22 protein-coding genes are annotated in these 22,973 nt (G+C 67.2%); 8 read left to right on the plus strand and 14 right to left on the minus strand.

Translation table 11 applies throughout. From position 1 onward, the window contains the following. Nucleotides 1–20: 20 nt before the first annotated feature. A complete protein-coding gene (locus KAJ83_RS08715) occupies nucleotides 21–875 on the minus strand; it encodes a S49 family peptidase (RefSeq protein WP_210681652.1) in 855 nt (284 codons plus the stop codon). A gap of 78 nt (nucleotides 876–953) precedes the next feature. Then, the gene (locus KAJ83_RS08720; protein ID WP_210681653.1) at nucleotides 954–1,571 is read right to left on the minus strand and encodes a phenylacetic acid degradation protein PaaY; all 618 of its coding nucleotides are present in this window, start codon (nucleotides 1,569–1,571) and stop codon (nucleotides 954–956) included. A gap of 228 nt (nucleotides 1,572–1,799) precedes the next feature. Between KAJ83_RS08720 and paaG the strand changes: the two genes are divergently transcribed. After that, entirely contained in the window at nucleotides 1,800–2,612 is an 813-nt protein-coding gene (gene paaG, locus KAJ83_RS08725; RefSeq protein ID WP_210681654.1) for a 2-(1,2-epoxy-1,2-dihydrophenyl)acetyl-CoA isomerase PaaG, read from the plus strand. Nucleotides 2,613–2,755: 143 nt separating this feature from the next. Continuing rightward, the gene (locus tag KAJ83_RS08730; RefSeq protein ID WP_210681655.1) at nucleotides 2,756–4,000 is read left to right on the plus strand and encodes a M24 family metallopeptidase; all 1,245 of its coding nucleotides are present in this window, start codon (nucleotides 2,756–2,758) and stop codon (nucleotides 3,998–4,000) included. Between the two features lie 28 nt (nucleotides 4,001–4,028). On the opposite strand, the gene KAJ83_RS08735 is transcribed toward KAJ83_RS08730, so the two are convergent. Further along, nucleotides 4,029–4,499: a DNA polymerase III subunit chi gene (locus KAJ83_RS08735; RefSeq protein ID WP_210681656.1), complete on the minus strand. Its 471-nt coding sequence runs from the start codon at nucleotides 4,497–4,499 to the stop codon at nucleotides 4,029–4,031. Between the two features lie 40 nt (nucleotides 4,500–4,539). Continuing rightward, the gene (locus KAJ83_RS08740; protein WP_210681657.1) at nucleotides 4,540–6,042 is read right to left on the minus strand and encodes a leucyl aminopeptidase; all 1,503 of its coding nucleotides are present in this window, start codon (nucleotides 6,040–6,042) and stop codon (nucleotides 4,540–4,542) included. 388 nt (nucleotides 6,043–6,430) lie between these two features. On the opposite strand from KAJ83_RS08740, the gene KAJ83_RS08745 reads away from it, so the two are divergent. The 5 genes from KAJ83_RS08745 to rsmA are packed head-to-tail and all read left to right on the plus strand — an operon-like array spanning nucleotide 6,431 to nucleotide 11,873. Further along, nucleotides 6,431–7,576, plus strand: coding sequence for an LptF/LptG family permease (locus KAJ83_RS08745; protein WP_210681658.1), 1,146 nt, complete (start codon nucleotides 6,431–6,433; stop codon nucleotides 7,574–7,576). A 6-nt stretch (nucleotides 7,577–7,582) separates the two neighbouring features. Continuing rightward, nucleotides 7,583–8,677, plus strand: coding sequence for an LPS export ABC transporter permease LptG (lptG, locus tag KAJ83_RS08750; RefSeq protein WP_210681659.1), 1,095 nt, complete (start codon nucleotides 7,583–7,585; stop codon nucleotides 8,675–8,677). After that, nucleotides 8,674–9,972, plus strand: a complete 1,299-nt coding sequence (locus KAJ83_RS08755) for a peptidylprolyl isomerase (protein WP_210681660.1) — start codon at nucleotides 8,674–8,676, stop codon at nucleotides 9,970–9,972. The genes lptG and KAJ83_RS08755 overlap by 4 nt, the downstream gene beginning before the upstream one ends. Then, on the plus strand, nucleotides 9,959–11,002 hold the full coding sequence (gene pdxA, locus KAJ83_RS08760; RefSeq protein WP_210681661.1) for a 4-hydroxythreonine-4-phosphate dehydrogenase PdxA: 1,044 nt from the start codon (nucleotides 9,959–9,961) through the stop codon (nucleotides 11,000–11,002). The genes KAJ83_RS08755 and pdxA overlap by 14 nt, the downstream gene beginning before the upstream one ends. Before the next feature lie 4 nt (nucleotides 11,003–11,006). Beyond that, nucleotides 11,007–11,873, plus strand: a complete 867-nt coding sequence (rsmA, locus tag KAJ83_RS08765) for a 16S rRNA (adenine(1518)-N(6)/adenine(1519)-N(6))-dimethyltransferase RsmA (RefSeq protein WP_210681662.1) — start codon at nucleotides 11,007–11,009, stop codon at nucleotides 11,871–11,873. 18 nt (nucleotides 11,874–11,891) lie between these two features. On the opposite strand, the gene gmk is transcribed toward rsmA, so the two are convergent. Continuing rightward, nucleotides 11,892–12,497, minus strand: a complete 606-nt coding sequence (gmk, locus tag KAJ83_RS08770; protein ID WP_210681769.1) for a guanylate kinase — start codon at nucleotides 12,495–12,497, stop codon at nucleotides 11,892–11,894. 126 nt (nucleotides 12,498–12,623) lie between these two features. Further along, a complete protein-coding gene (locus tag KAJ83_RS08775) occupies nucleotides 12,624–13,511 on the minus strand; it encodes a YicC/YloC family endoribonuclease (RefSeq protein ID WP_246484374.1) in 888 nt (295 codons plus the stop codon). Nucleotides 13,512–13,626: 115 nt separating this feature from the next. Here KAJ83_RS08775 and KAJ83_RS08780 point away from each other — a divergent pair, with 115 nt between their 5' ends. Continuing rightward, nucleotides 13,627–14,430 carry an SDR family NAD(P)-dependent oxidoreductase gene (locus tag KAJ83_RS08780; protein ID WP_246484379.1) on the plus strand — a complete coding sequence of 268 codons (804 nt, stop codon included), beginning with the start codon at nucleotides 13,627–13,629 and terminating at the stop codon, nucleotides 14,428–14,430. Between the two features lie 18 nt (nucleotides 14,431–14,448). Here KAJ83_RS08780 and KAJ83_RS08785 read toward each other — a convergent pair whose 3' ends face one another. The 8 genes from KAJ83_RS08785 to KAJ83_RS08820 all read right to left on the minus strand — a co-directional run bounded on the left by KAJ83_RS08785 (nucleotide 14,449) and on the right by KAJ83_RS08820 (nucleotide 22,953). After that, nucleotides 14,449–15,549 (minus strand): hypothetical protein, encoded by a 1,101-nt coding sequence (locus KAJ83_RS08785; protein ID WP_210681663.1) that lies wholly within the window; start codon nucleotides 15,547–15,549, stop codon nucleotides 14,449–14,451. Between the two features lie 74 nt (nucleotides 15,550–15,623). After that, entirely contained in the window at nucleotides 15,624–16,922 is a 1,299-nt protein-coding gene (locus KAJ83_RS08790; RefSeq protein ID WP_210681664.1) for an SAM-dependent methyltransferase, read from the minus strand. A 224-nt stretch (nucleotides 16,923–17,146) separates the two neighbouring features. Continuing rightward, the gene (gene mltG / locus KAJ83_RS08795; protein ID WP_210681665.1) at nucleotides 17,147–18,226 is read right to left on the minus strand and encodes an endolytic transglycosylase MltG; all 1,080 of its coding nucleotides are present in this window, start codon (nucleotides 18,224–18,226) and stop codon (nucleotides 17,147–17,149) included. 50 nt (nucleotides 18,227–18,276) lie between these two features. After that, complete coding sequence (fabF, locus tag KAJ83_RS08800; protein ID WP_210681666.1) at nucleotides 18,277–19,539, minus strand: beta-ketoacyl-ACP synthase II; 1,263 nt, start codon at nucleotides 19,537–19,539, stop codon at nucleotides 18,277–18,279. A gap of 505 nt (nucleotides 19,540–20,044) precedes the next feature. Next, complete coding sequence (locus KAJ83_RS08805; protein ID WP_210681667.1) at nucleotides 20,045–20,281, minus strand: acyl carrier protein; 237 nt, start codon at nucleotides 20,279–20,281, stop codon at nucleotides 20,045–20,047. Nucleotides 20,282–20,709: 428 nt separating this feature from the next. Continuing rightward, the gene (fabG, locus tag KAJ83_RS08810) at nucleotides 20,710–21,447 is read right to left on the minus strand and encodes a 3-oxoacyl-[acyl-carrier-protein] reductase (protein ID WP_210681668.1); all 738 of its coding nucleotides are present in this window, start codon (nucleotides 21,445–21,447) and stop codon (nucleotides 20,710–20,712) included. A 34-nt stretch (nucleotides 21,448–21,481) separates the two neighbouring features. Then, nucleotides 21,482–22,420, minus strand: coding sequence for an ACP S-malonyltransferase (gene fabD, locus KAJ83_RS08815; protein ID WP_210681669.1), 939 nt, complete (start codon nucleotides 22,418–22,420; stop codon nucleotides 21,482–21,484). A gap of 173 nt (nucleotides 22,421–22,593) precedes the next feature. Next, complete coding sequence (locus KAJ83_RS08820; RefSeq protein WP_210681670.1) at nucleotides 22,594–22,953, minus strand: hypothetical protein; 360 nt, start codon at nucleotides 22,951–22,953, stop codon at nucleotides 22,594–22,596. Between the last annotated feature and the right edge of the window lie 20 nt (nucleotides 22,954–22,973).

Raw genomic sequence — 22,973 nt, forward strand, 5'->3', positions numbered from 1 at the left:
GCGCGCCACGCGGCCCACCCCTAAAGACCCAGCCGCGACCAATGCGCCCGTTCCTCCGCCGCCGTGACCAGCCCGTCGGCGAGATCATGCCCGAAGCCACCGACCGACGATCCCGCCAACGCACCGCCGAGTTCGCCGCCGAACATGCGGGCGAAGCGGCCCTTCGGTGGATTCATCAGGCGGAACCGGGTCTTGTCGCCGAAGATCTTGCGCAAGGTCTCCCGCATCTCGCCGATCTCGTCCACGAGGCCGAGGTCCTTGCCCTTGGCGCCGGTCCAGAACTCGCCGGTGAATAGCTCCTCGTCGGACGCCTGAAGGCGGCCGCCGCGCCGTTCCTTCACCCAGTCTATGAATTGGCCGTGCAGTTCGCGCTGGATCGATTTCAGGCGCTCCACCTCCTCCGGCTTCTCGGGCCGGAAGGGGTCCAGGATGGCCTTCTTCTCCCCGGCCGTGTGGACCCGCCGCTCGATGCCGAGCTTACCGATCGCCTCCTGGAAGCCGAAGCCGGAGGATACCACGCCGATCGACCCGACGATGGAGCCCGGCATGGCATAGACATGATCCGCCGCGCAGGCGAGCCAATAGCCGCCGGAGGCGGCCGCGTCCTCGCAGAAGGCATAGACCGGCAGGTCCTTCTGCTCCGCCCATTGGCGGATGCGCGCGGCGATCAGCGCGGATTGCACCGGGCTGCCGCCGGGCGAGTTTACCGCCAGCGCCACCGCCCTCACGCCCCGCGCGTTGAAGGCCCGCTGGATCGGCGCCGCCAGCCCGTCAAGGCTCAGCCCCTTTCGGCCGAGCCCCGCGCCGGCGGCGATCACACCCGTCAGACGAAGAACCGCGACGGTAGGTCCGCCACGCGTGAAGGGAACTCGCATGAAATCTCCTTGATTGATCGACTGAGGAGATGGCGCAGCCCACGCGCCGGTTCAAGGGGCGGGCGCCGTCGCGCGCCGCTATCGCCCCTTCGTCTGGAACAGCGGCACGCTCTCGCCGGCATCCAGCGCGGGGCGCTCCGCCTCTTCCTCCGTCAGGGGGTCGACCAACGCCAGGGTGGCATGGCAACGCGCGACGAGGCGTTGATAATCCGCCGTCCCGTCCCGCTTCCAGGCGATTTCCTCCGCCGACAATTCCCGCATGATCTTGGCCGGCGTCCCGGCGCAGAGCGTGCGCGCCGGCAGTTCGAACCCCGCCTTCACGAAGGCCATGGCCGCGACCATGGAGCTTTCGCCCAGCACCGCGCCGTCCATCACCACCGAGTTCATGCCGACCAGCGCGTCCCTGCCGACGATGCAGCCATGCAGCACCGCGCCATGGCCGATATGGCCGTCCTCCTCGATCACGCAATCCATGCCGGGGAAGGCATGCATGACGCAATTATCCTGAAGGTTCGATCCCCGTTTCATGGCGACCCGTCCGAAATCGCCGCGCATGCAGGCGCCGGGGCCGACATAGCATCCCGGACCGACCACGGCGTCGCCGATCAGCACGGCCGTCGGATGCACGAAGGCGCTGGGATGGACGACGGGCACGACCCCGTCGATCGCATAGACCTTGGGACGGGTCGGGGACATGGGAAAACCTCCTGCCATGGGTGGCGATGCGGGCGCGGCCCCCGGGCGGGGAGCCTTGGCGAACCGGACGACGGCTGCCATGATCCCCGGTATCGTCCCGGGTGCCGATCACGGTAGACTCATTCCGATAGCAGCGGCATGACGCGAAGTCCAACGGACGAAAGGCCCCATGCCGCCTCCGGGCCAGGACAATTTAAGACGACGACGGAAAGAGGAGCGCCCCGCCCGATGGGCCTGCGAGACAGTTACGAAACGATCCTGGTGGACCGGTCGGAGGGGGTTCTGCGCCTGACCCTGAACCGTCCGGAGAAGTTGAACAGCTTCACCAACAAGATGCACGAGGAAGTGCGCGCGGTTTTCGATCACGTGGCGGAGGACGCGGAGATTCGCTGCCTGCTGCTGACCGGCGCGGGACGCGGCTTCTGCACGGGCCAGGATTTGAGCGACCGGAAGTTCGACGCGAGCGACCCGAACGCCACGCCGCCGGACCTCCGCGCCTCGCTGGACGAGCGCTACAACCCCCTGATCCGGCGCATCGCGGGCATGGAGAAGCCGGTCGTCTGCGCCGTCAACGGGGCGGCCGCGGGCGCGGGCGCCAATCTGGCGCTGGCCTGCGATATCGTCATCGCGGCCGAGTCGGCGAAATTCATACAATCCTTCTCGAAAATCGGACTGGTCCCGGATTCAGGGGGCACCTGGTCGCTGCCGCGTCTCGTCGGCATGGCGCGGGCGAAGGGGCTGGCGCTGCTGGGCGACGCCATCGATGCGCAAACGGCGGCCGATTGGGGCCTGATCTGGCGCGCGGTGGCCGATGCGGATCTGATGACGGAAGCCGATGCCATCGCCCACCGCCTCGCGGCCGGTCCGACGCGCGGCCTGGGCCTCATCAAGCAGGCGATGGCGCGCGGCCTGGACAACAACCTTTCCAGCCAACTCGACCTGGAGCGCGACTTCCAGGAAATCGCCAGCCATACCGAGGATTACCGCGAGGGCGTCGCCGCCTTCATGGAAAAGCGCAAGCCCGCCTTCAAGGGGCGATAGGGCACGGAACGCCCGGGTGGGACCCTGGGGTAAAGGGCTCCGACGGCGCGTGGCGGATCGGGACAAGCGCATGTCGCGGACGGACGGTATGCCCCCCGGGAACGGGCGCAGGCTTCTCTCCGACATTGGGGGAGAAACCGACCATGCCCTTCGAAACCGACATCAAGGCGCGTCCCGCCCGCCAGCATGGCGCGATGGAATATAGCGAGCCGCCGGTCGATCTGGATGCCGTGCGGTTGGAACGGCTGGACCGCATCCGGACGGAGTTGAAGCGCCGGGGACTGCCCGCGGCCCTCTTCCTCGACCAGATCAACACGCGCTACGCCACCGACGCGACCAACATGCAGATTTGGTGCTCGCATTACGAGGCGCGCTCGGTCTTCGTCGCGGCGGAGGGGCCCTGCATCCTCTTCGATTACGCCAATCTTCCGCATCTGGCGGAGGATTTGCCGACGATCGACGAATATCGCGCGATGCCGACCTTCTACTACTTCACCGCCGGCAGTCGGGCGGAGGAACGCGCGGCCCTCTTCGCCGATCAGATCGCCGACCTGATGGCCCGGCATGGGGGCGGCGACCGGCGCCTCGCGATCGATCGGTTGAGCGCGCTCGGCTGCGCCGCGCTCGCCGCCAAGGGGGTCGAGGTGGTCGAGGGCGAGAGCGTCGCCGAACAGGCGCGCGCCGTTAAGTCCCCCCAGGAGCTCGCCCTGATGCGCGCGGCCATCGCGGCCTGCGAGGAAGCCTGCACCGACATGTGGCGGGCCTTCGAGCCCGGCATCACCGAGAACGCGCTCTGGGCCAAGCTGCACGAGGCGAATATCCGCCTCGGCGGGGAATGGATCGAGACGCGCCTGCTCTCCGCCGGACCGCGCACCAATCCCTGGTTCCGCGAATGCTCCATGCGCCGCATCGAGAAGGGCGAGGTGATGAGCTTCGACACCGACCTGATCGGCCCCTATGGCTATTGCGCGGATATCAGCCGCGCCTGGCTGTGCGGCGGCGGCGCCCCCAGCGCGGAACAAGCCGATCTGATGGCCCGCGCCCAGGCTCAGATCGAGCACAACATCGCCATCCTGAAACCCGGCAAGACGTTCCGCGAGGTCTCCATGGAGGCGTTCGATGTCGGCGAGGACTTCCTGTCCAACCGCTATCCCAGCCTGATCCACGGCATCGGGTTCGCCGACGAATGGCCGTCGATCAAGCATGCCCAGGACTTCGACGCCAAGGGCTATGACGGCGTGCTGGTCCCCGGCATGACGCTCTGCGTCGAGAGCTATATCGGCCGCGAGGGCGGCAAGGAGGGCGTCAAGCTGGAGGAGCAGGTGCTGATCACGGAAAGCGGGGTGGAACGGCTATCGACCCTGCCGCTCGGCTTCGCGATGGCGTGACAGCGGGCGGCACCACCTCGCCGCCCCCCTATTCCGTCGAGGCGGGTGCGTTCTTCTCCTGACGCTTGTTCCACCCCCCTTCGCCCTGCTGCCAATAGGTCAGGTGGAGGCCGGCATCCATCTCCCGCTTCCAGGCTTGGCGGGCGGCCTGCACGGCCTCCTCGTCGCGGCCGTCGAAGAGCCGGCAGACCAGATCGAAGCCGCTGAGGCTCTCCGCCTCCGCGCCGTCGGTCAGGAACAGGACGGTGGCGCCGTTCGGGTTCTCCTCCCGCTCCGTCAGCCAGACCGGCTGCTGGGCGGCATGGCCGTCGGCGTCGGTGCCATGCGGCAGGAAGCTTCGATCATCCTGGGTCCACAGTTGCTCGGAAAGCCACTCCACCCGCTCCGGCGAGCGCGCGCGCACGATCGCCCGCCACCCGCGCGAGAGACAGCGATGCAGCATCACCGGCAAGGCCGTCTCCAGCCGCGCGCGTTCGAGATGGTAGTAGCGGACCTCCATGCCCTCCGGCCCTCCGCGATGGATTCGGGCCCCGGTGCCCTCAGCCGTAATGATCGGCGACGAAGCGGTCGAGTAGCCGCACGCCGAAGCCGGTCGCGCCTTTCGGCACGGTCGGCTTGTCCTTCGACGACCAGGCCATGCCGGCGATGTCCAGATGCGCCCATTTCGTGTTGTCGATGAAGCGCGCCAGGAACTGCGCCGCCGTGATCGAGCCCGCCGGACGCCCGCCGACATTCTTCATGTCGGCCACGTCGGATTTGAGCTGCTTGTCGTAATCCTCGCCCATCGGCAGACGCCAGACCTTCTCCGAACTGTCGCGCCCGGCGGCGTGCAGACGCTCCGCCAATTCGTCGTCGTTCGAGAAAAGCCCCGCATGCTCATGCCCGAGGCCGATGATGATCGCCCCCGTCAGCGTCGCCAGATCGACGATGAGCTGCGGTTTGTACTCCTTCTGCACATGATGAAGCACATCGCACAGGACGAGCCGACCCTCCGCGTCGGTATTGATGACCTCGATCGTCTGGCCGGACATGGAGGTGACGATATCGCCGGGACGCTGCGCGTCGCCGTCGGGCATATTCTCGACCAGGCCGATCGCGCCGATCACATTGGCCTTCGCCTTGCGGCCGGCCAGGGCCTTCATCAACCCGGCGACGGTGCCGGCGCCGCCCATGTCCCACTTCATCTCCTCCATGCCCGCGGCCGGTTTGAGCGAGATGCCCCCGGTATCGAAGGTCACGCCCTTGCCGACGAAGGCGAGCGGCCGGGTCGACTTTCCGGCGCCGTTCCAACGCATGACGACCACCTGGCTTTCCCGGCGCGAGCCCCGCCCGACCGCGAGCAGGGCCCCCATGCCCAGCTTCTCCAGCTTCTTCTCGCCCATCACCTCGACCTCGACGCCGAGGTCCCGCAGCGCCTCGACCTGCTTGGCGAAGCTTTCGGGATAGAGGACGTTCGGCGGCTCCGAGACCAGATCGCGGGTGAAGAAGACCCCCTCCGCCACCGCTTCCTGATCCTTGAATATCTTGCGTGCCTTCGCGGGCTCATCCGACTGGACGGTCAGTTTCTTCAGGGTCGGCTTGTCCGCCGCCTTCTCCTGGGTGCGGTACTTGTCGAAGCGATAATTGGCGAGCAATGCGCCGAAGGCCGCGCTCGCGCCCGCCTCGGCCGGGTCGAGGGTGCCGAGGTCGATACATAGGATCGCCTCCTTCTCGCCGTCCGCGTTCAGCGCCTTCACCAACCGGCCGCCGGTATCCTGCCATTGCAGCAACTCCAGCCCCCGCCCGACGCCATAGAGATAGATGCGCGAATAGCCGGCATCCTGCGGCGCCACGATGGTGAGCGATTCGGCGCTCTTGCCCGTGAAGCGGCTGACCTTGAGGGCGCGGGTGATCGCGCCGCCCATCTCCGCGTCGATCCGCTGCGCCGCCTCGCCGAGCTTCTTACCCTCCTCGACCGCGACGATCACGGCGCCGGACAGGCCCGACTTCTTATCGATGGCCTTCGGCGTATCGGAGAATGTCACTTTGAGTGAACTGGTCATGGCGGCTCTCTCTATCCATTTCGCTCATGTTTTTCAGGAAGTTGCCCCAACGGCTGGGCGGCCTTGGGGCCGCGTCGGAACCATCCTGCCGGGACTGTAGCGCCTCCGCCTACGGCTTGAAAGCGCCTCCCGCGCCTTGATACCGGCCCCGAGATGGCCGGGAACCGGGCGGAAGGCGGCGCCAAGCGCATTTGGGCGATTTTCGGGCGAGAGGGAAAGCGCGTGCACCCGCGCCGGCTTTTTGCTACCTCTCTCTAAGGGAGGATCGGGACTGACGCCTGGATTATATCCTGGCCGGACGACATACGGTCCGAAGCCGACCCTCATGAGAATATCCGCCCGCCGACCGGGGGGCGCCGAAACCGGACCCGAGCGACGACCGATCCCGATGCGCCAGGCAACGAGCTATATGGCCCGCCAGATCGCCACGGTGACGCTCTTCGCCACCGTCGTGCTGTGCGTCGCCGTGCTTCTGGTGCAGTCGGTGCGGCTCGTCGATCTGATCGTGAACCGGGGGCTGGGCATCGCGCAGTTCGGCTATATGGCCAGCCTGATGGTGCCGCGCTTCGTCGCCCTGGTGATGCCGATCGCCCTGTTCGGCGCGACGCTCTTCACCTACAACCGCATGATCAACGACAGCGAGCTGGTGGTGCTGCGCTCCGCGGGGTTGAGTACCTGGGCGCTCAGCCGGCCGGCCTTCCTGGTCGGCCTCGGCGCCAGCCTCGTCTGCTTCGTGCTGACGCTCTATCTGATGCCGCTTTCGGCGAAGGAGATGCGCTTCCATCTGGAGGATACGCGATCGCAATGGGGGGCTGCGCTGCTGCAGGAAGGCAAGTTCACGACCGTCGGCGAGAACGCGACGATCTTCGTGCGCGAACGCTCGCCCGGCGGTGAGCTTCAGGGCATCCTCTACAATGTCGACGCCCCCGACCAGGACAGCTTCACCGTCATCGCCGAGCGCGGCGCCGTCGTCGAGACGGACGAAGGACCACGCATCGTCGTCGTCAACGGCACGCGGCAATCCTTCAGTGATCGCAAGATGCATCTGGTCCGCTTCGACCGCAGCACCATCGATCTCGGCGGCAATCGGGAAGCGGCGGAGAATTACTGGGACCAACCGGAGGAGCGCTTCCTGCCCCGGTTGCTGAACCCCGGCACATCAGACCCCAACGACGTCTATTACCGGGACAAGCTGATCGCGGAAGGGCATGGACGGCTGATCCTGCCGCTGCTGCCGCTCAGCTACGCGGCGGTCGCGCTCGTCTTCCTGCTGCGCGCGCAATTCTCGCGCCGGGGCAATCTGACCGGCCTCCTGATGGCCGTCGGCGTCATGACGGCGATCCTGGTCGGCCACCTCTCGCTGCTGAACGCGGCCGGACGCCAGCCGGAACTGCTCCCCATGCTTTGGGCGAACGCGTTGGTGCCTTTCATCGTATCGACGCTGATTCTCTACAAGCCGCGCCGGCACAGGCGGCGCAAGCCCCCCGCGGTCGACGGCGGATACGAGGCCCCTCAGGGCCATCCGGCGGAGTAGCGGGCGATGCGTGTCTCGGTCCTTCTTTCCCGCTATCTGGCCCGCCAGTTCCTCTTCTGGTTCGCCTCCGTCTTCACGACCCTGATGGCGATCGTGGCGATGTTCGACATCGTGGAGTTGCTGCGGCGCGCTTCGGGCAAGCAGGGCGTCACGACGGATGTCGTGGTTCAGATGTCGCTCCTGAAACTGCCGCATCTGGTCCAGGACATGCTGCCCTTCGCGGTGCTGATCGGGGCGATGCTGACCTTCTGGCGGCTGGCCAAGTCGAACGAGTTGGTCGTCGCGCGGGCCGCCGGCGTTTCCGTCTGGCAATTCCTGATGCCGCCCGTCCTGCTGACCCTCATGATCGGCGTCGCCCTGATCACGGCCTTCAACCCTTTCGCGGCGGCGATGCGCGCGCAATATGAGCAGATGGAGGCGAAATATCTAAGCCAGCAGCGAAACGAACTCGCCGTCTCCGAAACCGGCGTCTGGCTGCGCCAGGGCACGCGTGAAAGGCAGGACGTGATCCACGCCGACGATGTCGCGGCGAGCGGTCAGACCCTGATCGGTGTCACCGTCTATCGCCTCGTCAATCAGGACCTGTTCCAGAGCCGGATCGACGCCGCGCGCGCGGACCTGCATGACGGCTATTGGGAATTGTCCGACGTCTTCCTCTCCGAACCGGAGAAGCAGACGGTGCATCAGGATACATACCGCCTCGCCACGGACCTGACGACGAACACGATCCAGGACAGTTTCGCCTCCGCGGACAGCCTCAGCTTCTGGGAACTGCCGCAATTCATCGGCATGATGGAGGATGCCGGCTTCAACGCCAATGTTCACCGCCTCTATCTCCATTCGCTTCTGGCGACACCGGTGCTGCTCTGCGCCATGGTACTGATCGCCGCGACCTTCACGATCAGAAGCGGCCGGCGGACGAAGACGGGCATGATGGTCGTCGGCGGCGTTACCAGCGGCTTCGTGCTTTACTTTTTCACCAACGTGGTCCACGCGCTGGGGCTGTCGACCAGCATCCCGGCCCAACTGGCGGCATGGATGCCCGCCGTCGTCAGCACCATGTTGGGCGTGACCGCCTTGTTGCATCTGGAGGATGGATGACGCGCCGCTCGTTTGCCCCCATCAACGCCGCCGCGCATGCGCTTCGCGCCGCCTTGCTGCTGTGCGTCGCGGCCGCGCCGTTCGCGCTCAAGCCCGCTGTCGCCCAGGAGAACATCCTGCGCATCGCGGCGGTCGTGAATGATGACGTGATCTCGGTCTATGACCTTCAAAACCGGCTCGGAATCGTGGCGCTCTCCTCCGGCCTGGATCTGGATCAGGAGACGCAGCAACGCCTGTTGCCCCAGGTCATGCGGACCATGATCGACGAACGCCTGCAGATGCAGGCGGCGGCGGAGGCCGGCGTGCGCGTAACCGACCGGGAGGTCGAGGACGCGATGGCCGAGCTCGCCGGGCGCAACAACATGCAGCCGGAGCAATTACAGCAATTCCTGGCCTCGCGCCGGATCGATCCGACGGCGTTGCGCCAGCAGATCGAACCCCAGATCGCCTGGGCCAAATATGTCCAGCGCCAGCTGCGTCGCGAGGTTCGGATCGGCGAGGATCAGATCGACGCGGAGATGGAGCGTCTGCGCTCCGTCGCCGACGAACCACAGAGCCGGGTCTACGAGATATTCCTGTCCGTCGACAGCGTGGAACGCGATTCCGAGGTGCGCCAGAACGCCGAACGGCTGCTGAACCAGATCCGGTCCGGCGCCAGCTTCGATAGCCTCGCGCGGAGTTTTTCCCAGAGTTCAACGGCACAGCGCGGCGGCGATCTCGGTTGGGTGGCGGCCGGCCAGTTGGAACCGCAACTGGACGAGGCGCTGCAACAGCTGGAACCCGGCATGGTCTCCCGCCCGATCCGCACGGTCGCGGGCTATTATCTGCTCTATGTGACGGACCGGCAGATTCCGGGCATCAACCCGATGGACGCCTCGATCGATCTGGCGCAAATGACCGTTCGCGCGCCCACGGACGACGCGGAGGCGCGCGATCTGGTCCGCCGGGAGGTCTCGCAAAGCGTCGGGACGCTGGGCGGCTGCGGCGACCTCCAGGCGCTAAGCGACGCGCGGCCCGACAGTTCCTACGCGCAGGCGCAGGGCGTGCGCCTCGGCGACCTGCCCGACGGGGTACGCGAAGCGGTGGCGCCGCTTCAGAAGAGCAAATCGACCCTACCGATCGAGCGGGGCAATAATTTCGTCGTGGTTTCCGTCTGCGACCGCAAGGAGCCGGAAAGCAGCCTGCCTTCCCGTCAGGAAGTGGGCGACCGGCTTCTGGCCGAACGGATGGACCGGCGCGCGCGGCGGGAATTGCGCGACCTGCGCCGGGCCGCCTTCATTGATGTCCGACTCTGATGATCCGGCCGCGCGCGCCCCGATCGCGCTGACGATGGGGGAGCCCGCCGGTATCGGCGGGGAAATCACGCTTGCCGCCTGGCTGCGGCGCGCGGAAGCGGGGCTGCCCCCGTTCTTCCTGCTGGACGATCCGGTGCGGATGGAGGCGCTGGCCGCGCATCTCGGCTGGGCGGTGCCGGTCACGGCGATCGACGGTCCGTCGGAGGCGGCGGCGCGTTTCGGCCACGCGCTACCGGTCCTCCCCCTCGCCCATTCCAGCCGCGCGGCGGTTCCGGGCGCGCCGACGACGGAGACCGCACCCGCCGCCCTGGAATCGATCGAACGCGCGGTCTTTCTGGCCGAAAGCGGGGCGGCCGGCGCGGTCGTCACCAACCCGATCCATAAGGGCATCCTCTACGAGGCCGGCTTCGACCACCCCGGCCATACGGAATTCCTTGCCCATCTGACCGGCGCGCGGCGCGCGGTGATGATGCTGGTTGCGCCGGGCCTGCGCGCGGTGCCGGTCACGATCCACGTCCCGCTCGCCCGCGCCATCGCGATGCTGACATCGGACCTGATCGTGGAGACGGCGGCGATCGTCGCCGAATCCCTCGCGCATGATTTCGCGATTTCCCGGCCACGGCTCGCCCTTTCGGGCCTCAACCCCCATGCCGGGGAGGGCGGCGCCCTCGGCCGGGAGGAGATCGAGATCATCGCGCCCGCGATCGAGCGCCTGCGCGCGCGCGGGATCGACGCCACGGGCCCCCTGCCCGGCGACACCATGTTCCACGCGGAGGCGCGGGCGGGCTATGACGCGGCGCTCGCCATGTATCACGATCAGGCGCTGATCCCGGTCAAGACGATCGACTTTCACGGCGGGGTCAACATGACGCTGGGGCTGCCGATCATCCGCACCTCGCCCGATCACGGCACGGCCTTCGGTCTCGCCGGAACGGGCACGGCCCGGCCGGACAGCCTGATCGCCGCCCTGAAGCTCGCCGGCCGGGCGGCGGCGAACCGGTCGCGCATCGCCGCCGGTGGCGGCGCCTAGCCGGATGGGAAACCCCGGAGACATCGCGGAGCGGATCGCCATCCTGCCCCCCTTGCGGGAGGTGATCGCGGCGCACGGCCTGAGCGCGCGGAAAGGGCTCGGCCAGAACTTCCTGCTCGACCTCAACCTCACCGGCAAGATCGCGCGCATCGCGGGCGCCATCCACGACGGCACGGTGATCGAGGTCGGCCCCGGCCCCGGCGGCCTGACGCGCGGCCTCTTGAGCGAAGGGGCGGGCCGCGTCGTCGCCATCGAGAAGGACCCGCGCTGCATCGAGGCGCTGGCGCCGCTGATCGAGGCTTCCGGCGGGCGTCTCGACGTCATCACCGCCGACGCGTTGGAGACGGATATCGAGGCGCTGGGCCCCGCCCCGCGCCGGATCGTCGCCAATCTGCCCTATAACGTCGCGACCCCGCTTCTGATCGGCTGGCTGAAGCGGGCGGAGGCGGTCGACCGCCTTGTCCTGATGTTCCAGCGCGAGGTGGCGGAACGCATCGTCGCCGCGCCGGGGACGGAGGCCTATGGACGGCTGGCCGTGTTGACCGGCTGGCGCGCGCATGCGCGGATCGCCATGACCCTGCCACCACGCGCCTTCACGCCCCCGCCGAAGGTGGAAAGCGCGGTGGTGGAGATCGAGCCGCGCCACCCCCCGCCCGGGGATTGCGACATCGCGGACCTGGAACGGGTAACCGCCGCTGCCTTCGGCCAGCGGCGCAAGATGCTGCGCGGCGCGCTCAAGAGCCTGACGAAGAACCCGGCCGGCCTGCTCGCCGCCGCCGATATCGACCCGACGACGCGCGCGGAAACCCTGCCGATAGAAGCTTTCGTCCGCCTGGCCCGGGCGTGGCGGGCAGAGATGGGACGCGGATAGCCGGAAACGATTGCCCGCCTACTGACCCTCGCGCAGCCCCTTCACGAAATCACTGAGGCCCGTCTGACGCCGACGCCGCAACCGTTCGGAGGTAAGAATGGCGCGCACCTGCTCCAGACTGTCCTGCAACGCACGGTTCACGATGACCCAGTCATATTCGAAATAGTGGCTCATCTCGTCGGCCGCCTTCGCCATGCGCTGGGCGACCACATCGTCCGAATCCTGCGCACGCGTATGCAGGCGCCGCTCCAACTCCGCCGTGGAGGGCGGCAGGATGAAGACGCGGACGAGGTCGTCCGCCGCGTGTTCCGCCAACTGCTGGGTGCCCTGCCAATCGATGTCGAACAGCACGTCGCGCCCCCGGCGCAACGCCTCCATCACCGGCCCCTTGGGCGTGCCGTAGTAATTGCCGAAGACCTTCGCATGCTCCAGCAACTCACCCCGATTGACCATCAGGTTGAAGTCGGTGGCGTCGATGAAGTGATAATCGCGCCCATCGACCTCCCCCGGCCGGCGGGGCCGGGTGGTAACGGAAACCGACATGTCGATTTCCGGATCGGCGGCCAGAATCTCCCGCGATATGGTCGATTTTCCGGCGCCTGACGGCGAGGACAGCACCAGCATCAGCCCCCGGCGCTTGATCTTGAACGGTTCGTGCCGGCCATCGTCCGGCGTCGTATTCTCGGAAAGTGCCACCCGCTCGTCCCCGTCTCGCTCCGCCCGTCTCCTCGGCCCGTCTCCGCGCCGCCGTCACTCGATATTCTGAACCTGCTCACGCATCTGATCGATGGCCGCCTTAAGATCTAGTCCGATTCGGGTAAGCGTCAGCGCCGCCGATTTGGAGGCGAGCGTATTGGCCTCCCGATTGAATTCCTGGCACAAAAAATCGAACCGGCGGCCGATCGCCGCCTCTTCCGCCAGCAGGGCGCGCGCGGCCTCGATATGGCCGGTCAGACGATCCAGCTCCTCGCGCACATCCGCCTTGACCGCCAGCGCCGCCGCCTCCTGCGCGATCCGCTCGGGGTCCAGACCACCACGCCCCTCGCTCAATTCCTCGATCTGCCGGGCCAGGCGATCACGGATCGCCGACGGCTGGGCGTCCGCCGTTTCGGCGGCGCGGGCCGTCAGCGTCGCGATCTCGTCGAGACGCTCGTTCAACACGGCGGCCGTTCGCGCGCCTTCGGCCTTCCGCGCCGCCTTCAACGCGGTGAGCGCTTCCTCCAGCGTCACCGCGACGGCGGCGCGGCGCGCCTCGACGTCCGTCTCCTCCTCCGCTTCGGCGGTACCGTCCTCCGCGCTTTCGACCACGCCGCGAACCTGGAGCAACCGGTCGAGGCGCGGGCTCTCCCCCGCCTGCTCGCAGCGCGCGACAAGTTGGGCCAGGAAGGTCTCGTTGATCCGCATGGCGCCGGCGCCCGCGATCGGCTTCACATCGAGGGCAACCGTGATATTGCCGCGCGCGAAGAACGCCTTCGCCTTCTCCCGCGCGATTGGGTCCAGGGCCTCCCAACCGTTAGGCAGGCGCAGGCGGAGGTCATGACCCTTGCCGTTGACGCTGCGCGCCTCCCACACCCAGTGGAAACGATCGTCACCGCCGCCCATGCGCGCGAATCCGGTCATGCTGCTGATCGTCGACATGATTCCTCATCCCCCTCGGCGCCCGCCTGTCGGCACCTCGACGTCTGTTTAGCGACGACGGTCCCGGGCAACAAGCCATTGCGCCGCCGCCCGCGCGCCGCCAATCTGCCTATCCATGATGCGACGCGCGCCCCGGCATATCCTGATCACCGGCGCTTCGGGCGGCCTCGGGGCCGCGCTGGCGCGTGCCTATGCCGCGCCCGGCATCCGGCTCACCCTCGGTGCCCGCCGCCGTGACAAGTTGGTGGAAGTCGCCTCGGAGTGCGAGGCCGCGGGCGCGGCGGTCGCCCTCCAGGCCGTCGACGTCACCAACGCGTCCGCGACCCGCGCTTGGATCGAAGCGGCGGACGATGCCGCGCCGCTCGACCTCGTCATCGCCAATGCGGGCATTTCGGCCGGAACCGGCGGCGATACGGGCGAGACGGAGGCGCAGGCGCGCGCCATCCTCGCGGTCAATCTGACGGGCGTTCTGAACACGATCCACCCGGCGGTCGATCGCATGCGCGCCGGCGACCCGGAAAGGCAGGGGGCAGCGAATAAGGGCGGGCAAATCGCGATCGTCAGTTCGCTGGCCGGCTATCGCGGGTTTCCGGGCGCGCCGGCCTATTCCGCTTCCAAGGCGGCCGTCATGGCCTATGGGGAAGCGCTACGCGGCGATCTGACGGCGGAGGGGATCGCGGTTACCGTGATCTGCCCGGGGTTCGTGCGAACGCCGATGACGGCGGTCAATGATTTCCCCATGCCCTTCCTGATGGAGGCGGACGCGGCCGCGCGCATCATCCGGCGCGGTTTATCCAGCGACCGGGCGCTCATCACCTTTCCCTGGCCGATGCGCGCGATGGGTTGGCTCCTGCGTGTCCTGCCCTCCGGCCTCGTTACCCGCCTGCTATCGCGCATGCCGAAGAAAGGGGCGGGTTGAGCCCCCCCCCCCCATGCCTCAACAGTGGGACGGCACGTCCTCCCCGCTCACCACATAGCGCGCGGCGAAGGGCGCGGAGGCTTCCGGTTGCGCGGTGACAAGGGCGGCGTCGAGCAGGCCGCCGCTGGCCGGCCCTTCCTCCCACCGGTCGCCGGGACCGTTCAACCGCCAGAGGCGCGGCGCGCCGTCGAGCGGCCGATCGAGGCAGTGGCTATCCGTATCGCCATGGATGACCAGCACGGGCTTCCCGAAATCGACCGATTTCGCGACCAGTTCATCGCGCAGCCAGGCATGGCCGTCGCACGCCTCCCGGCTGAGGGCGGTGCACCGCATTCCGCGCCGCGCGAAGATATCGGCCTGGAAGACGATGACGACCGCGCGCGCATCGCTGGCGGCGGCCTCGGCGAACAGAAGATCGAGCCAGGCTGCATTGGCCGCGTCGCGCGCATCGACCTGGGCGAGCGCCATGCGCTTGTCGTCGCGCTCTATCTGGACACGGCCGTTATTCGTGCCGACGACATGCAGACTGGCGAACAGAATCCCGTCGCGCGCCCAACGCGCGTTCTCCGGATAGAGTGGCTGACGCACGGGCTTCAACTCCGCCGCCATCTCCTCCTGCCCATAGGCGAGGCGGCGCAGCGTCTGCAGCCGCTCCAATTCCGCCATCGGCTTGAACAGGCCGTGGCGGTCGCAATCGGTCCATTCATTGTCCCCGGGCGTATAGATCACCCGACCCGGCGATAGGGCGCGGACCTGCGCCAGCCGATCCTCCAGCAGCGTATCGGTGCAGGACCCGCCGCCCGACTTGATATCGCCGTAATGCAGGACGAAGGTGGGCTTCGCCGCCTTCAGCGCCGGTATGACCCGGCGCACCAGGACACGGCCCTGTTCATCGTCCGATATCTTGCCATCCGCGCCCCATCGAAGATAGGGCATGTCGCCCAGCGCGGCGAAGGAAAGCGGCTTCGTTTCCTGCGCGGCCGGCTCCTGCGCGGCCGGCTCCTGCGCGGCCGGCGGCGTACCAGCCGGCACGCACAACGCGGCGAGGACGAAAACCGCCAGCACCAGAAGGCCAAACGGTCCCCCCGAAACCCGACAGGTGGGGCGATGGCGGCTCATATCCGGCTCCTCCGCGACAAGCGTACGCGTACATTCCCCGGACGGGAGCCTAGCAGACCGGAATACCGAATCCATCACGCCGTCTGGGGCGACTTGCGCGGAACGCCGACCGTTGGGCTCCCGGAACCGTCCAACGGCTGCTCGGCCTTCTTCGGCCCGTCCGTCAAGGCTTCGTCGACATAGATGTAATCCCGGGTCATCGGCAGGATGTCGTTGCGCCGGGTCAGCTGAATCTGGAAATTCACCATCGTATCGTAGCGGAAGCTCATCTCCGACCCGGCGAGATAAAATTCCCACATCCGGCAGAAGCGCTCGTCATAAATCTCCTTCGCACGGTCCCAATTGCCGAGGAACCGGCGCCGCCACTCCTTCAACGTCTCCGCGTAGTGGAGGCGCAGCACCTCGATATCGGTCATGAAGAGACCCGTGCGCTCAATCGTCCTGGCGACCTCCGATAGGGCCGGAATATAACCGCCCGGGAAGATATACTTTCGGATGAAGGGGCTGGTGATTCCCGGCTGCTCGTTCCGGCCGATGGTGTGAATCAAGGCGACGCCGTCATGGGTCAGCAGGTTCTCCACCGTTCGGAAGTATTCCGGATAATGTGGGGCGCCCACATGCTCGAACATTCCGACGGAGACGATCCGGTCGAATTGCCCCTCGACATGGCGGTAGTCGATCAACTCGAACTTGACCCGGTCCGCGACTCCCGCGCGCTCCGCGCGCTGACGGGCGACGGTGAGTTGCTCCTGAGATAGGGTGACACCGAGGACCTCGACATCCGCCATCTCGGCGATGGTGAGCGCCATGCCTCCCCAGCCGCAGCCGATGTCGAGCACCCGGTGCCCGGGCGCCAGCATCAGCTTGCGGGCGATATGGCGCTTCTTCGCCGCCTGCGCCTCGTCGAGACTCATATCCGGACGCGCATAGTAGGCGCAGGAATATTGCCTGTCCGAATCCAGGAACAGTTCATAAAGCTCGCCCGAGAGATCGTAGTGATGCGCCACGTTGCGGCGCGACCGATGGGCCGGGTTGAGCTGGTGATAGAAACGCAGCAGGAAACCGAGCAACCGGCTCAACCCGAAGGGCAGGCGTTTCTCTCCGCCGTCGGTCAGATTACGTCCGACCAGTTCGAGGAAGTCCCAGATACGCCCGTTCGCGAATTCGACCCGGCCGTCCATATAGGCTTCGCCCAGCTTCGGATCCGGATCGAACGCAAGCTGCCGGGCGACCGCCGCATCCTTCAACGTCATCGTCAGCGCGTCGCCGCCGCCCGAGTCCGTCTCCCCGAACTCGTAGCGTTTCCCGGCCGCATCGATCAACACGAGCCGACCCTTCGTGATCAGCCGCCGGAGCACCTTTTCAATGATCATCGTGCCTTGACCTCTAACTCACCGTCCCGGCCGCGGCCCCGTGCGGCCCTGTCCATGGCATTCGCGAGCGACCTCCCCAAGAACCCGGCCGTCCGAATGCCTCCCAATTATTGTAGCGCTTCTAAAGTAAAGCCGAGAACATTGGGCGCGGTCAATTAGTTGCATACCGGGCGTGGCATGCCATCGTCGAGTCGAGGAGGGTTTCAGGGCCGTCGGTGGATCGTCTATTCGGCGGAATCGCGTACGCGCCGCCACTTCGCGACGTTGCGATTGTGCTCCTTCAGCGTCTCGGCGAAGGCGTGCCCGCCGCTGCCGTCGGCGACGAAATAGAGCGCCTTGGTCTCCGCCGGATCGAGCACCGCGGCAAGCGCCGCGCGCCCCGGATTGGCGATCGGCCCCGGCGGCAACCCGTCGATCTGATAGGTATTGTAGGGGTGATCGAGTTTCCAGTCCCGGCGTGTCAGCATCCGGCCAAGGGCACCCGCCCCCTCCGTCAGCGCATAGACCACCGTCGGATCGGATTGCAGGCGCATCCCCCGGCGCAGGCGATTGACGAAGACGCCCGCGACCATTGGTCGCTCGCCGGCGACGCCGGTTTCCTTCTCCACGATGGAAGCGAGGGTGACGGCCTGCCGCGGGTTCTCGAAAGGCAGGTTCGGCGCCCGCGTCTCCCACAGCCCGGTCAGCGTCTGGTCCATCGCGACGCGCATGCGCTCCAGAATCGCCGCGCGGTCGGCATCGAGTTCATAGTGATAGGTCTCGGGAAGCAGGGTGCCGTCGGGCGGCACCTCATCGATCGCCCCGCTCAGGCCGGGCTCCGCCCGCAGCAGGGCGACGATCTCCATGCTGGTCAATCCCTCCGGCACGGTGACGAACCGGTCGACCGTATCACCGGAAACCAGCTTTTCCAGAACGGCGCGTTGCGACATCGCCGGGTCGAAGGCGAACTCCCCCGCCTTCAGGCTGGCATGCATACCGGTCACGCGCGCCGCCAGGATGAAAATTTCCGGCCGCCCGATCACCCCGGCCGATGCCAGACGATCCGCGATCGCGCGTACACCGGCGCCGTTGGGCACGACGACACTGCGCGCCTCGTTCAAGGGGCCGGGTTCGGTGAACCGCTCCCACCCCCAATAGCCGCCAGCCACGGCAAGCACCGATACCAGCAATAGGGTGAGAAGGACGGTCCGGCCGATTCGCCGGACCAGCCCGCCACGCCCCCGCCGAGGCGGTTTTCCTTCCGGGAGGGGCGCCGTCCCGGCCTCTTCGGCGGGATCGGTCGGCCCGGTGTTCTCGCTATTCATCCGTCATCCGCATCGGCCAGGGGCGGCATAGCCCCCGGCCGCCCTATCGATCAAGGCCGCGGGCCGAAGATAACAGATGCGTTGGTACCGCCAAAGCCGAAGGAATTGCTGAGCGCGTAATCGACCTTGCGCTCCTGCGCCTCGTGCGCGACGAGGTTAAGGTCGCAACTGTCCGACGGGTTGTCGAGATTGAGCGTCGGCGGGATCACCCCCTGCTCGATCGACTTGACGGAGAAGATCGCCTCCACCGCGCCGGCGGCGCCGAGAAGATGGCCGATCGCCGACTTGGTCGAGGACATGGCGATCTTGTAGGCGTGATCCCCGAAGAGCCGCTTCACCGCGCCCAGTTCGATCTCGTCGCCGAGCGGCGTCGAGGTACCGTGGGCATTCACATAGTCGATCTTGTCCACCGCAATGCCGGCATTGCGGAAGGCGCCCTGCATGGCGCGATAGCCGCCGCTGCCATCCTCCGACGGTGCCGTCATGTGGTAGGCGTCGCCGGAAAGCCCGTAACCCAGCACCTCGCCATAGATCTTGGCGCCGCGTTTCTTGGCGTGCTCCAGCTCTTCCAGCATCAGCACGCCCGCGCCTTCGCCCATCACGAAGCCGTCGCGATCCTTATCCCAAGGGCGCGACGCCTTTTCGGGGGTGTCGTTGAAGTTGGTGGACAACGCCCGCGCGGCCGCGAAGCCGGCGAGGCCGATACGGCACACGGCCGCTTCCGTCCCGCCCGCCAGCATCGCGTCGGCATCGCCGAAGGCGATCAGGCGCGCGGCATCGCCGACCGCGTGCGTGCCGGTCGCGCAGGCCGTCACCACCGCATGGTTCGGGCCGCGATAGCCGTACTTGATCGAGATGTAGCCGCTGGCGAGATTGATGAGGTTGGCGGGAATGAAGAAGGGGCTGAGGCGCCTGGGACCGCGCTCCAACAGAGTCAGCGTCCCCTCCGAGATGCCGGGCAGGCCGCCGATCCCGGAGCCGATCATGACGCCGGTTCGGTTCTGCTCCTCCTCGTCGTCGGGCATCCAGCCGGAATCCTCCACCGCCTGCATGGCCGCGGCCATGGCATAGCTGATGAAGACATCCATCTTGCGCTGTTCCTTCTTGTCGACCCATTCGTCGACATCGAAGGCACCGTCGACCTTGCTCCCGCGCGGGATGACGCCCGCGATCTTGGCGGGCAGATCCGAGACATCGAAGCCCTGGATCGCGGTGATCCCGGATTGCCCCTCGACCAGGCGATTCCAGACATGATCGACGCCCACGCCAAGCGGGGAGACGATCCCGAGCCCCGTAACGACAACGCGCCTCATGGCAACCAACCCTCCGACGGCGGGTGGAACGCCGCCCCCCGCACGCCTTATCGTTCAACACGATCGCGCGCGCCCTTTCACGACGAAGGGACAGACGACAACCGTGCTCCAGCGCCCCTTTCGGTCCCCGGCGCCACGCAACCCGGCGCGGCGCATTTCGGGTCGAGGCATCGGAAAACACCTCATGACCGACGACCGGAAGTGGCTCACCTCATCGGCCAGTCATCGCCTGACACGGACTAGCCGAGAGCGGGCGCCCGTCTTATCACGGGCCTTGCCCCCATCCCCCCGGCGCCGTCGGCCACCGCGAGCGCTCACCGATGTCCTGCCGCGCCCTGAACCGTCGCCCTTGCGGCGAGGCTTCGATGATCGGTCATCAACCGACCGGCGAAGGGCTCGCGACCTAACGCTCCGCCGCCACCATCGGGACGGATCCGCGTCGCGACCGCCACGCGCGCCCGTCCCCTTCGACACCACCGAAAAAACGGCGGCACCGCGGTGGCGATCAGTTCGCGTTCTTCTCGATGAAGTCGATCGCGTCCTTGACGGTCATGATCTTCTCGGCGGCGTCGTCCGGAATCTCGCACCCGAACTCTTCCTCGAACGCCATCACGAGCTCGACCGTGTCGAGGCTGTCGGCGCCCAGATCATCAATGAAGCTCGCCTCATCCTTGACCTTGTCTTCCTCGACACCGAGATGCTCGACGACGATTTTCTTAACCCGATCCGCAACGTCGCTCATTTCTTCTAATTCCTTCGCTACAACTCGTTTCCGTTCCGGCGCGACCGGCGCCGGCTCACTTTGGCTCTACCACGGTCCCGGCCGGAATGCCCCGGACGGTCCCCGCGACGACATGAACCCGCAACCGGGTCACGCGATTGACCGGCCCCATCCCAGGGAGATGGCCGAACGCGCCGCGACGCGCCACGATGCCAATGCCCCCGACGAAACCGCCCACGAACGGGAACGCCCCCCGTAAAAGGCCGCCGTCTCTAGCATACTTCCCTTGTCAGGGCCAGACGGCAATCCGACGAAACCGATGCTCCTCGATCATTCCGCGCGCCGCCGTCGAACGGCGCGCGATGCCTGGGAAAACCCCAGCCCATGCGAGGCTTCTCGCCCGATTCACACGCCCCGCGCAATGCCCCACGCGGCGACGCGAACCGGGCTCACATCATCGCCATTCCCCCATTGATGTGCAAGGTTTGGCCGGTCACATAGCCCGCCTCCTCCGAGGCGAGATAGACCACGCCCGCGGCGATATCCTCCGGCGCGCCCATGCGGCCGGCGGGGATATTGGCGATCAGCTTGCCGTGCTGATCCTCGCTCAGCGCGTCCGTCATCGCGGTCGAGATGAAGCCCGGCGCGATGCAGTTGACGGTGATGTTGCGGCTCGCGACCTCCTGGGCCAGCGACTTGGACATGCCGATCAGGCCCGCCTTCGAGGCGGCATAATTCATCTGGCCCGGATTGCCGGTGACACCGACGATCGAGGTAATGCCGACGATCCGCCCCCATTTGCGCTTCATCATCCCGCGCAACACGGCACGGCTGAGTTGAAAGGCGGCGGTCAGATTAACGGCGATGACCTGATCCCACTCCTCGTTCTTCATCCGCATGGCGAGGTTGTCGCGCGTCAGCCCGGCATTGTTCACCAGGATGTCGAGACCGCCCATCGCCTCCTCCGCCTGCTTGGGCAGGGCGGCGACGGCCTCCGCGTCGGAAAGATTGGCCGGCGTCACATGGGCGCGATCGCCGAGTTCGTCCTTGAGCTTCTCCAAGGGGTCGGTCCGCGTGCCGCTCAACGCGACAGTGGCGCCCCGCTCGTGGAGCGCGCGCGCGATCGCCGCGCCGATACCGCCGGAGGCGCCGGTGACGAGGGCGGATTTTCCCGAAAGGTCGAACATCGCTTTCTCGGCTCCCTATGGATTCGGATGGCAATCAGAGGCTCTTGAGGAAAGCCTCGACATCGGCCGGCGTATTGACCGCGACGCCCGTAAGATCGCGATCGATGCGCCGCGCGAGACCGGACAGGACCTTGCCCGTCCCGACCTCGACCAGGGTATCGACGCCCTCCCCCTTCATCGTCAACACGCATTCGCGCCAGCGCACGCGTCCGCACACCTGCTCAACCAGCAATTTACGGATCACCGAGGGGTCGGTCACGGTCTCCGCCGTCACATTCGCGACGATCGGCAGCGCCGGCGGCAGGATATCCGTCTCGGCGAGCGCCCTGCCCATGGCATCGGCCGCCGGGGCCATCAGATCGCAATGGAAGGGCGCGGAGACCGGCAACATCACGGCGCGCTTCGCCCCCTTTTCCTTGGCGAGATCGACCGCGCGTTCCACCGCCGCGCGCGCGCCGGAGATGACGACCTGCCCCGGCGCGTTATCGTTCGCGGCGGCGCAAATCTCGCCCTGCGCGGCGGCCTCGGCAACGGCTTCCGCATCCGCGAGATCCAGCCCCAGGATCGCGGCCATTGCCCCCTCGCCCACCGGAACCGCCTTCTGCATGGCCTGACCGCGCAGCTTGAGAAGACGCGCGGTATCCGACAAGGGAAGCGCCCGCGCGGCGCAGAGCGCCGAGTATTCCCCCAGCGAATGACCAGCAACGAACGCGCCGAGTTCGGCGAGCGGCCGGCCTCCCTCGGCCTCGATCACCCGCACGGCGGCTAGGCTGACGGCCATCAGCGCCGGCTGCGCGTTCTCGGTCAGGGTGAGTTCGTCCTCCGGCCCTTCGCGCATCAGGCGGCCGAGCCCCTGGCCCAGCGCGTCGTCCACCTCCTCGAAAACCTCGCGGGCCCGCGGAAACGCCTCGGCCAACTCCACCCCCATGCCGACGGCTTGGGACCCCTGCCCCGGGAAGACGAATGCGCGCATATCGGACCACCCCCTGTCTTCGGCGGGTCGGCTCGATCGCGCGGCAACGCGCGAAGCGGCCCCACCGCCCATGGCATTTGCCGGTGGTGATTAGGGGCCGCCGCGCCAGGGGTCAAGCCGGGAGGAACAATCGACCCTCCCCGTGCATGGCGAAGAAGGCGGGAGGCCGGACATCACCCGGCGTTGGCCGGCGCCTTGAGAACGGCGGCGCGAACCCAGCTATCCTGGGCGACATATTGCGGGAACTCGTCCCAAAAGCCCTCGAACCAGCCAACCTGGCCATGGACGTAACGGCCGCCGCGCATCTGCAACAACACCTTGCGCGCCGCGAAGGTCTCGCCGTCACGATAGCAGAGGTACCAGACACCGACCCCCTCGAAGTCGAAGCCGATATCCAGGTCGATCGGGCCGCCAGCCTCCTCCCGGTCGAGCAACTCGTAGGCGCTGGGCTCCTCCGGATCCTCGGGATCGTAGAGCGCGAAGACGACGAGATCCGCCGACCCGGCGAGCCGGGACAGCTCCCTCGCGATCATGCCCTCCATCATCGTCCGCA

Source organism: Marivibrio halodurans, assembly GCF_017963645.1.
Classification (GTDB): Bacteria; Pseudomonadota; Alphaproteobacteria; order UBA8366; family Aestuariispiraceae; genus Marivibrio; species Marivibrio halodurans.

What these genes read in the sequence shown, in the direction of transcription:
- rsmA (WP_210681662.1), top strand. Translation starts at nt 11,007, where the DNA reads ATGGGAAACCCCGGAGACATCGCGGAGCGGATCGCCATCCTGCCCCCC.
- KAJ83_RS08780 (WP_246484379.1), top strand. Translation starts at nt 13,627, where the DNA reads ATGATGCGACGCGCGCCCCGGCATATCCTGATCACCGGCGCTTCGGGC.
- paaG (WP_210681654.1), top strand. Translation starts at nt 1,800, where the DNA reads ATGGGCCTGCGAGACAGTTACGAAACGATCCTGGTGGACCGGTCGGAG.
- KAJ83_RS08745 (WP_210681658.1), top strand. Translation starts at nt 6,431, where the DNA reads ATGCGCCAGGCAACGAGCTATATGGCCCGCCAGATCGCCACGGTGACG.
- KAJ83_RS08730 (WP_210681655.1), top strand. Translation starts at nt 2,756, where the DNA reads ATGCCCTTCGAAACCGACATCAAGGCGCGTCCCGCCCGCCAGCATGGC.
- KAJ83_RS08720 (WP_210681653.1), bottom strand. Translation starts at nt 1,571, where the DNA reads ATGTCCCCGACCCGTCCCAAGGTCTATGCGATCGACGGGGTCGTGCCC.
- lptG (WP_210681659.1), top strand. Translation starts at nt 7,583, where the DNA reads ATGCGTGTCTCGGTCCTTCTTTCCCGCTATCTGGCCCGCCAGTTCCTC.
- KAJ83_RS08740 (WP_210681657.1), bottom strand. Translation starts at nt 6,042, where the DNA reads ATGACCAGTTCACTCAAAGTGACATTCTCCGATACGCCGAAGGCCATC.
- fabD (WP_210681669.1), bottom strand. Translation starts at nt 22,420, where the DNA reads ATGCGCGCATTCGTCTTCCCGGGGCAGGGGTCCCAAGCCGTCGGCATG.
- fabF (WP_210681666.1), bottom strand. Translation starts at nt 19,539, where the DNA reads ATGAGGCGCGTTGTCGTTACGGGGCTCGGGATCGTCTCCCCGCTTGGC.
- fabG (WP_210681668.1), bottom strand. Translation starts at nt 21,447, where the DNA reads ATGTTCGACCTTTCGGGAAAATCCGCCCTCGTCACCGGCGCCTCCGGC.
- mltG (WP_210681665.1), bottom strand. Translation starts at nt 18,226, where the DNA reads ATGAATAGCGAGAACACCGGGCCGACCGATCCCGCCGAAGAGGCCGGG.
- KAJ83_RS08755 (WP_210681660.1), top strand. Translation starts at nt 8,674, where the DNA reads ATGACGCGCCGCTCGTTTGCCCCCATCAACGCCGCCGCGCATGCGCTT.
- KAJ83_RS08775 (WP_246484374.1), bottom strand. Translation starts at nt 13,511, where the DNA reads ATGTCGACGATCAGCAGCATGACCGGATTCGCGCGCATGGGCGGCGGT.
- KAJ83_RS08820 (WP_210681670.1), bottom strand. Translation starts at nt 22,953, where the DNA reads ATGATCGCGAGGGAGCTGTCCCGGCTCGCCGGGTCGGCGGATCTCGTC.
- KAJ83_RS08735 (WP_210681656.1), bottom strand. Translation starts at nt 4,499, where the DNA reads ATGGAGGTCCGCTACTACCATCTCGAACGCGCGCGGCTGGAGACGGCC.
- KAJ83_RS08715 (WP_210681652.1), bottom strand. Translation starts at nt 875, where the DNA reads ATGCGAGTTCCCTTCACGCGTGGCGGACCTACCGTCGCGGTTCTTCGT.
- KAJ83_RS08790 (WP_210681664.1), bottom strand. Translation starts at nt 16,922, where the DNA reads ATGATCATTGAAAAGGTGCTCCGGCGGCTGATCACGAAGGGTCGGCTC.
- KAJ83_RS08805 (WP_210681667.1), bottom strand. Translation starts at nt 20,281, where the DNA reads ATGAGCGACGTTGCGGATCGGGTTAAGAAAATCGTCGTCGAGCATCTC.
- gmk (WP_210681769.1), bottom strand. Translation starts at nt 12,497, where the DNA reads ATGCTGGTGCTGTCCTCGCCGTCAGGCGCCGGAAAATCGACCATATCG.
- pdxA (WP_210681661.1), top strand. Translation starts at nt 9,959, where the DNA reads ATGTCCGACTCTGATGATCCGGCCGCGCGCGCCCCGATCGCGCTGACG.
- KAJ83_RS08785 (WP_210681663.1), bottom strand. Translation starts at nt 15,549, where the DNA reads ATGAGCCGCCATCGCCCCACCTGTCGGGTTTCGGGGGGACCGTTTGGC.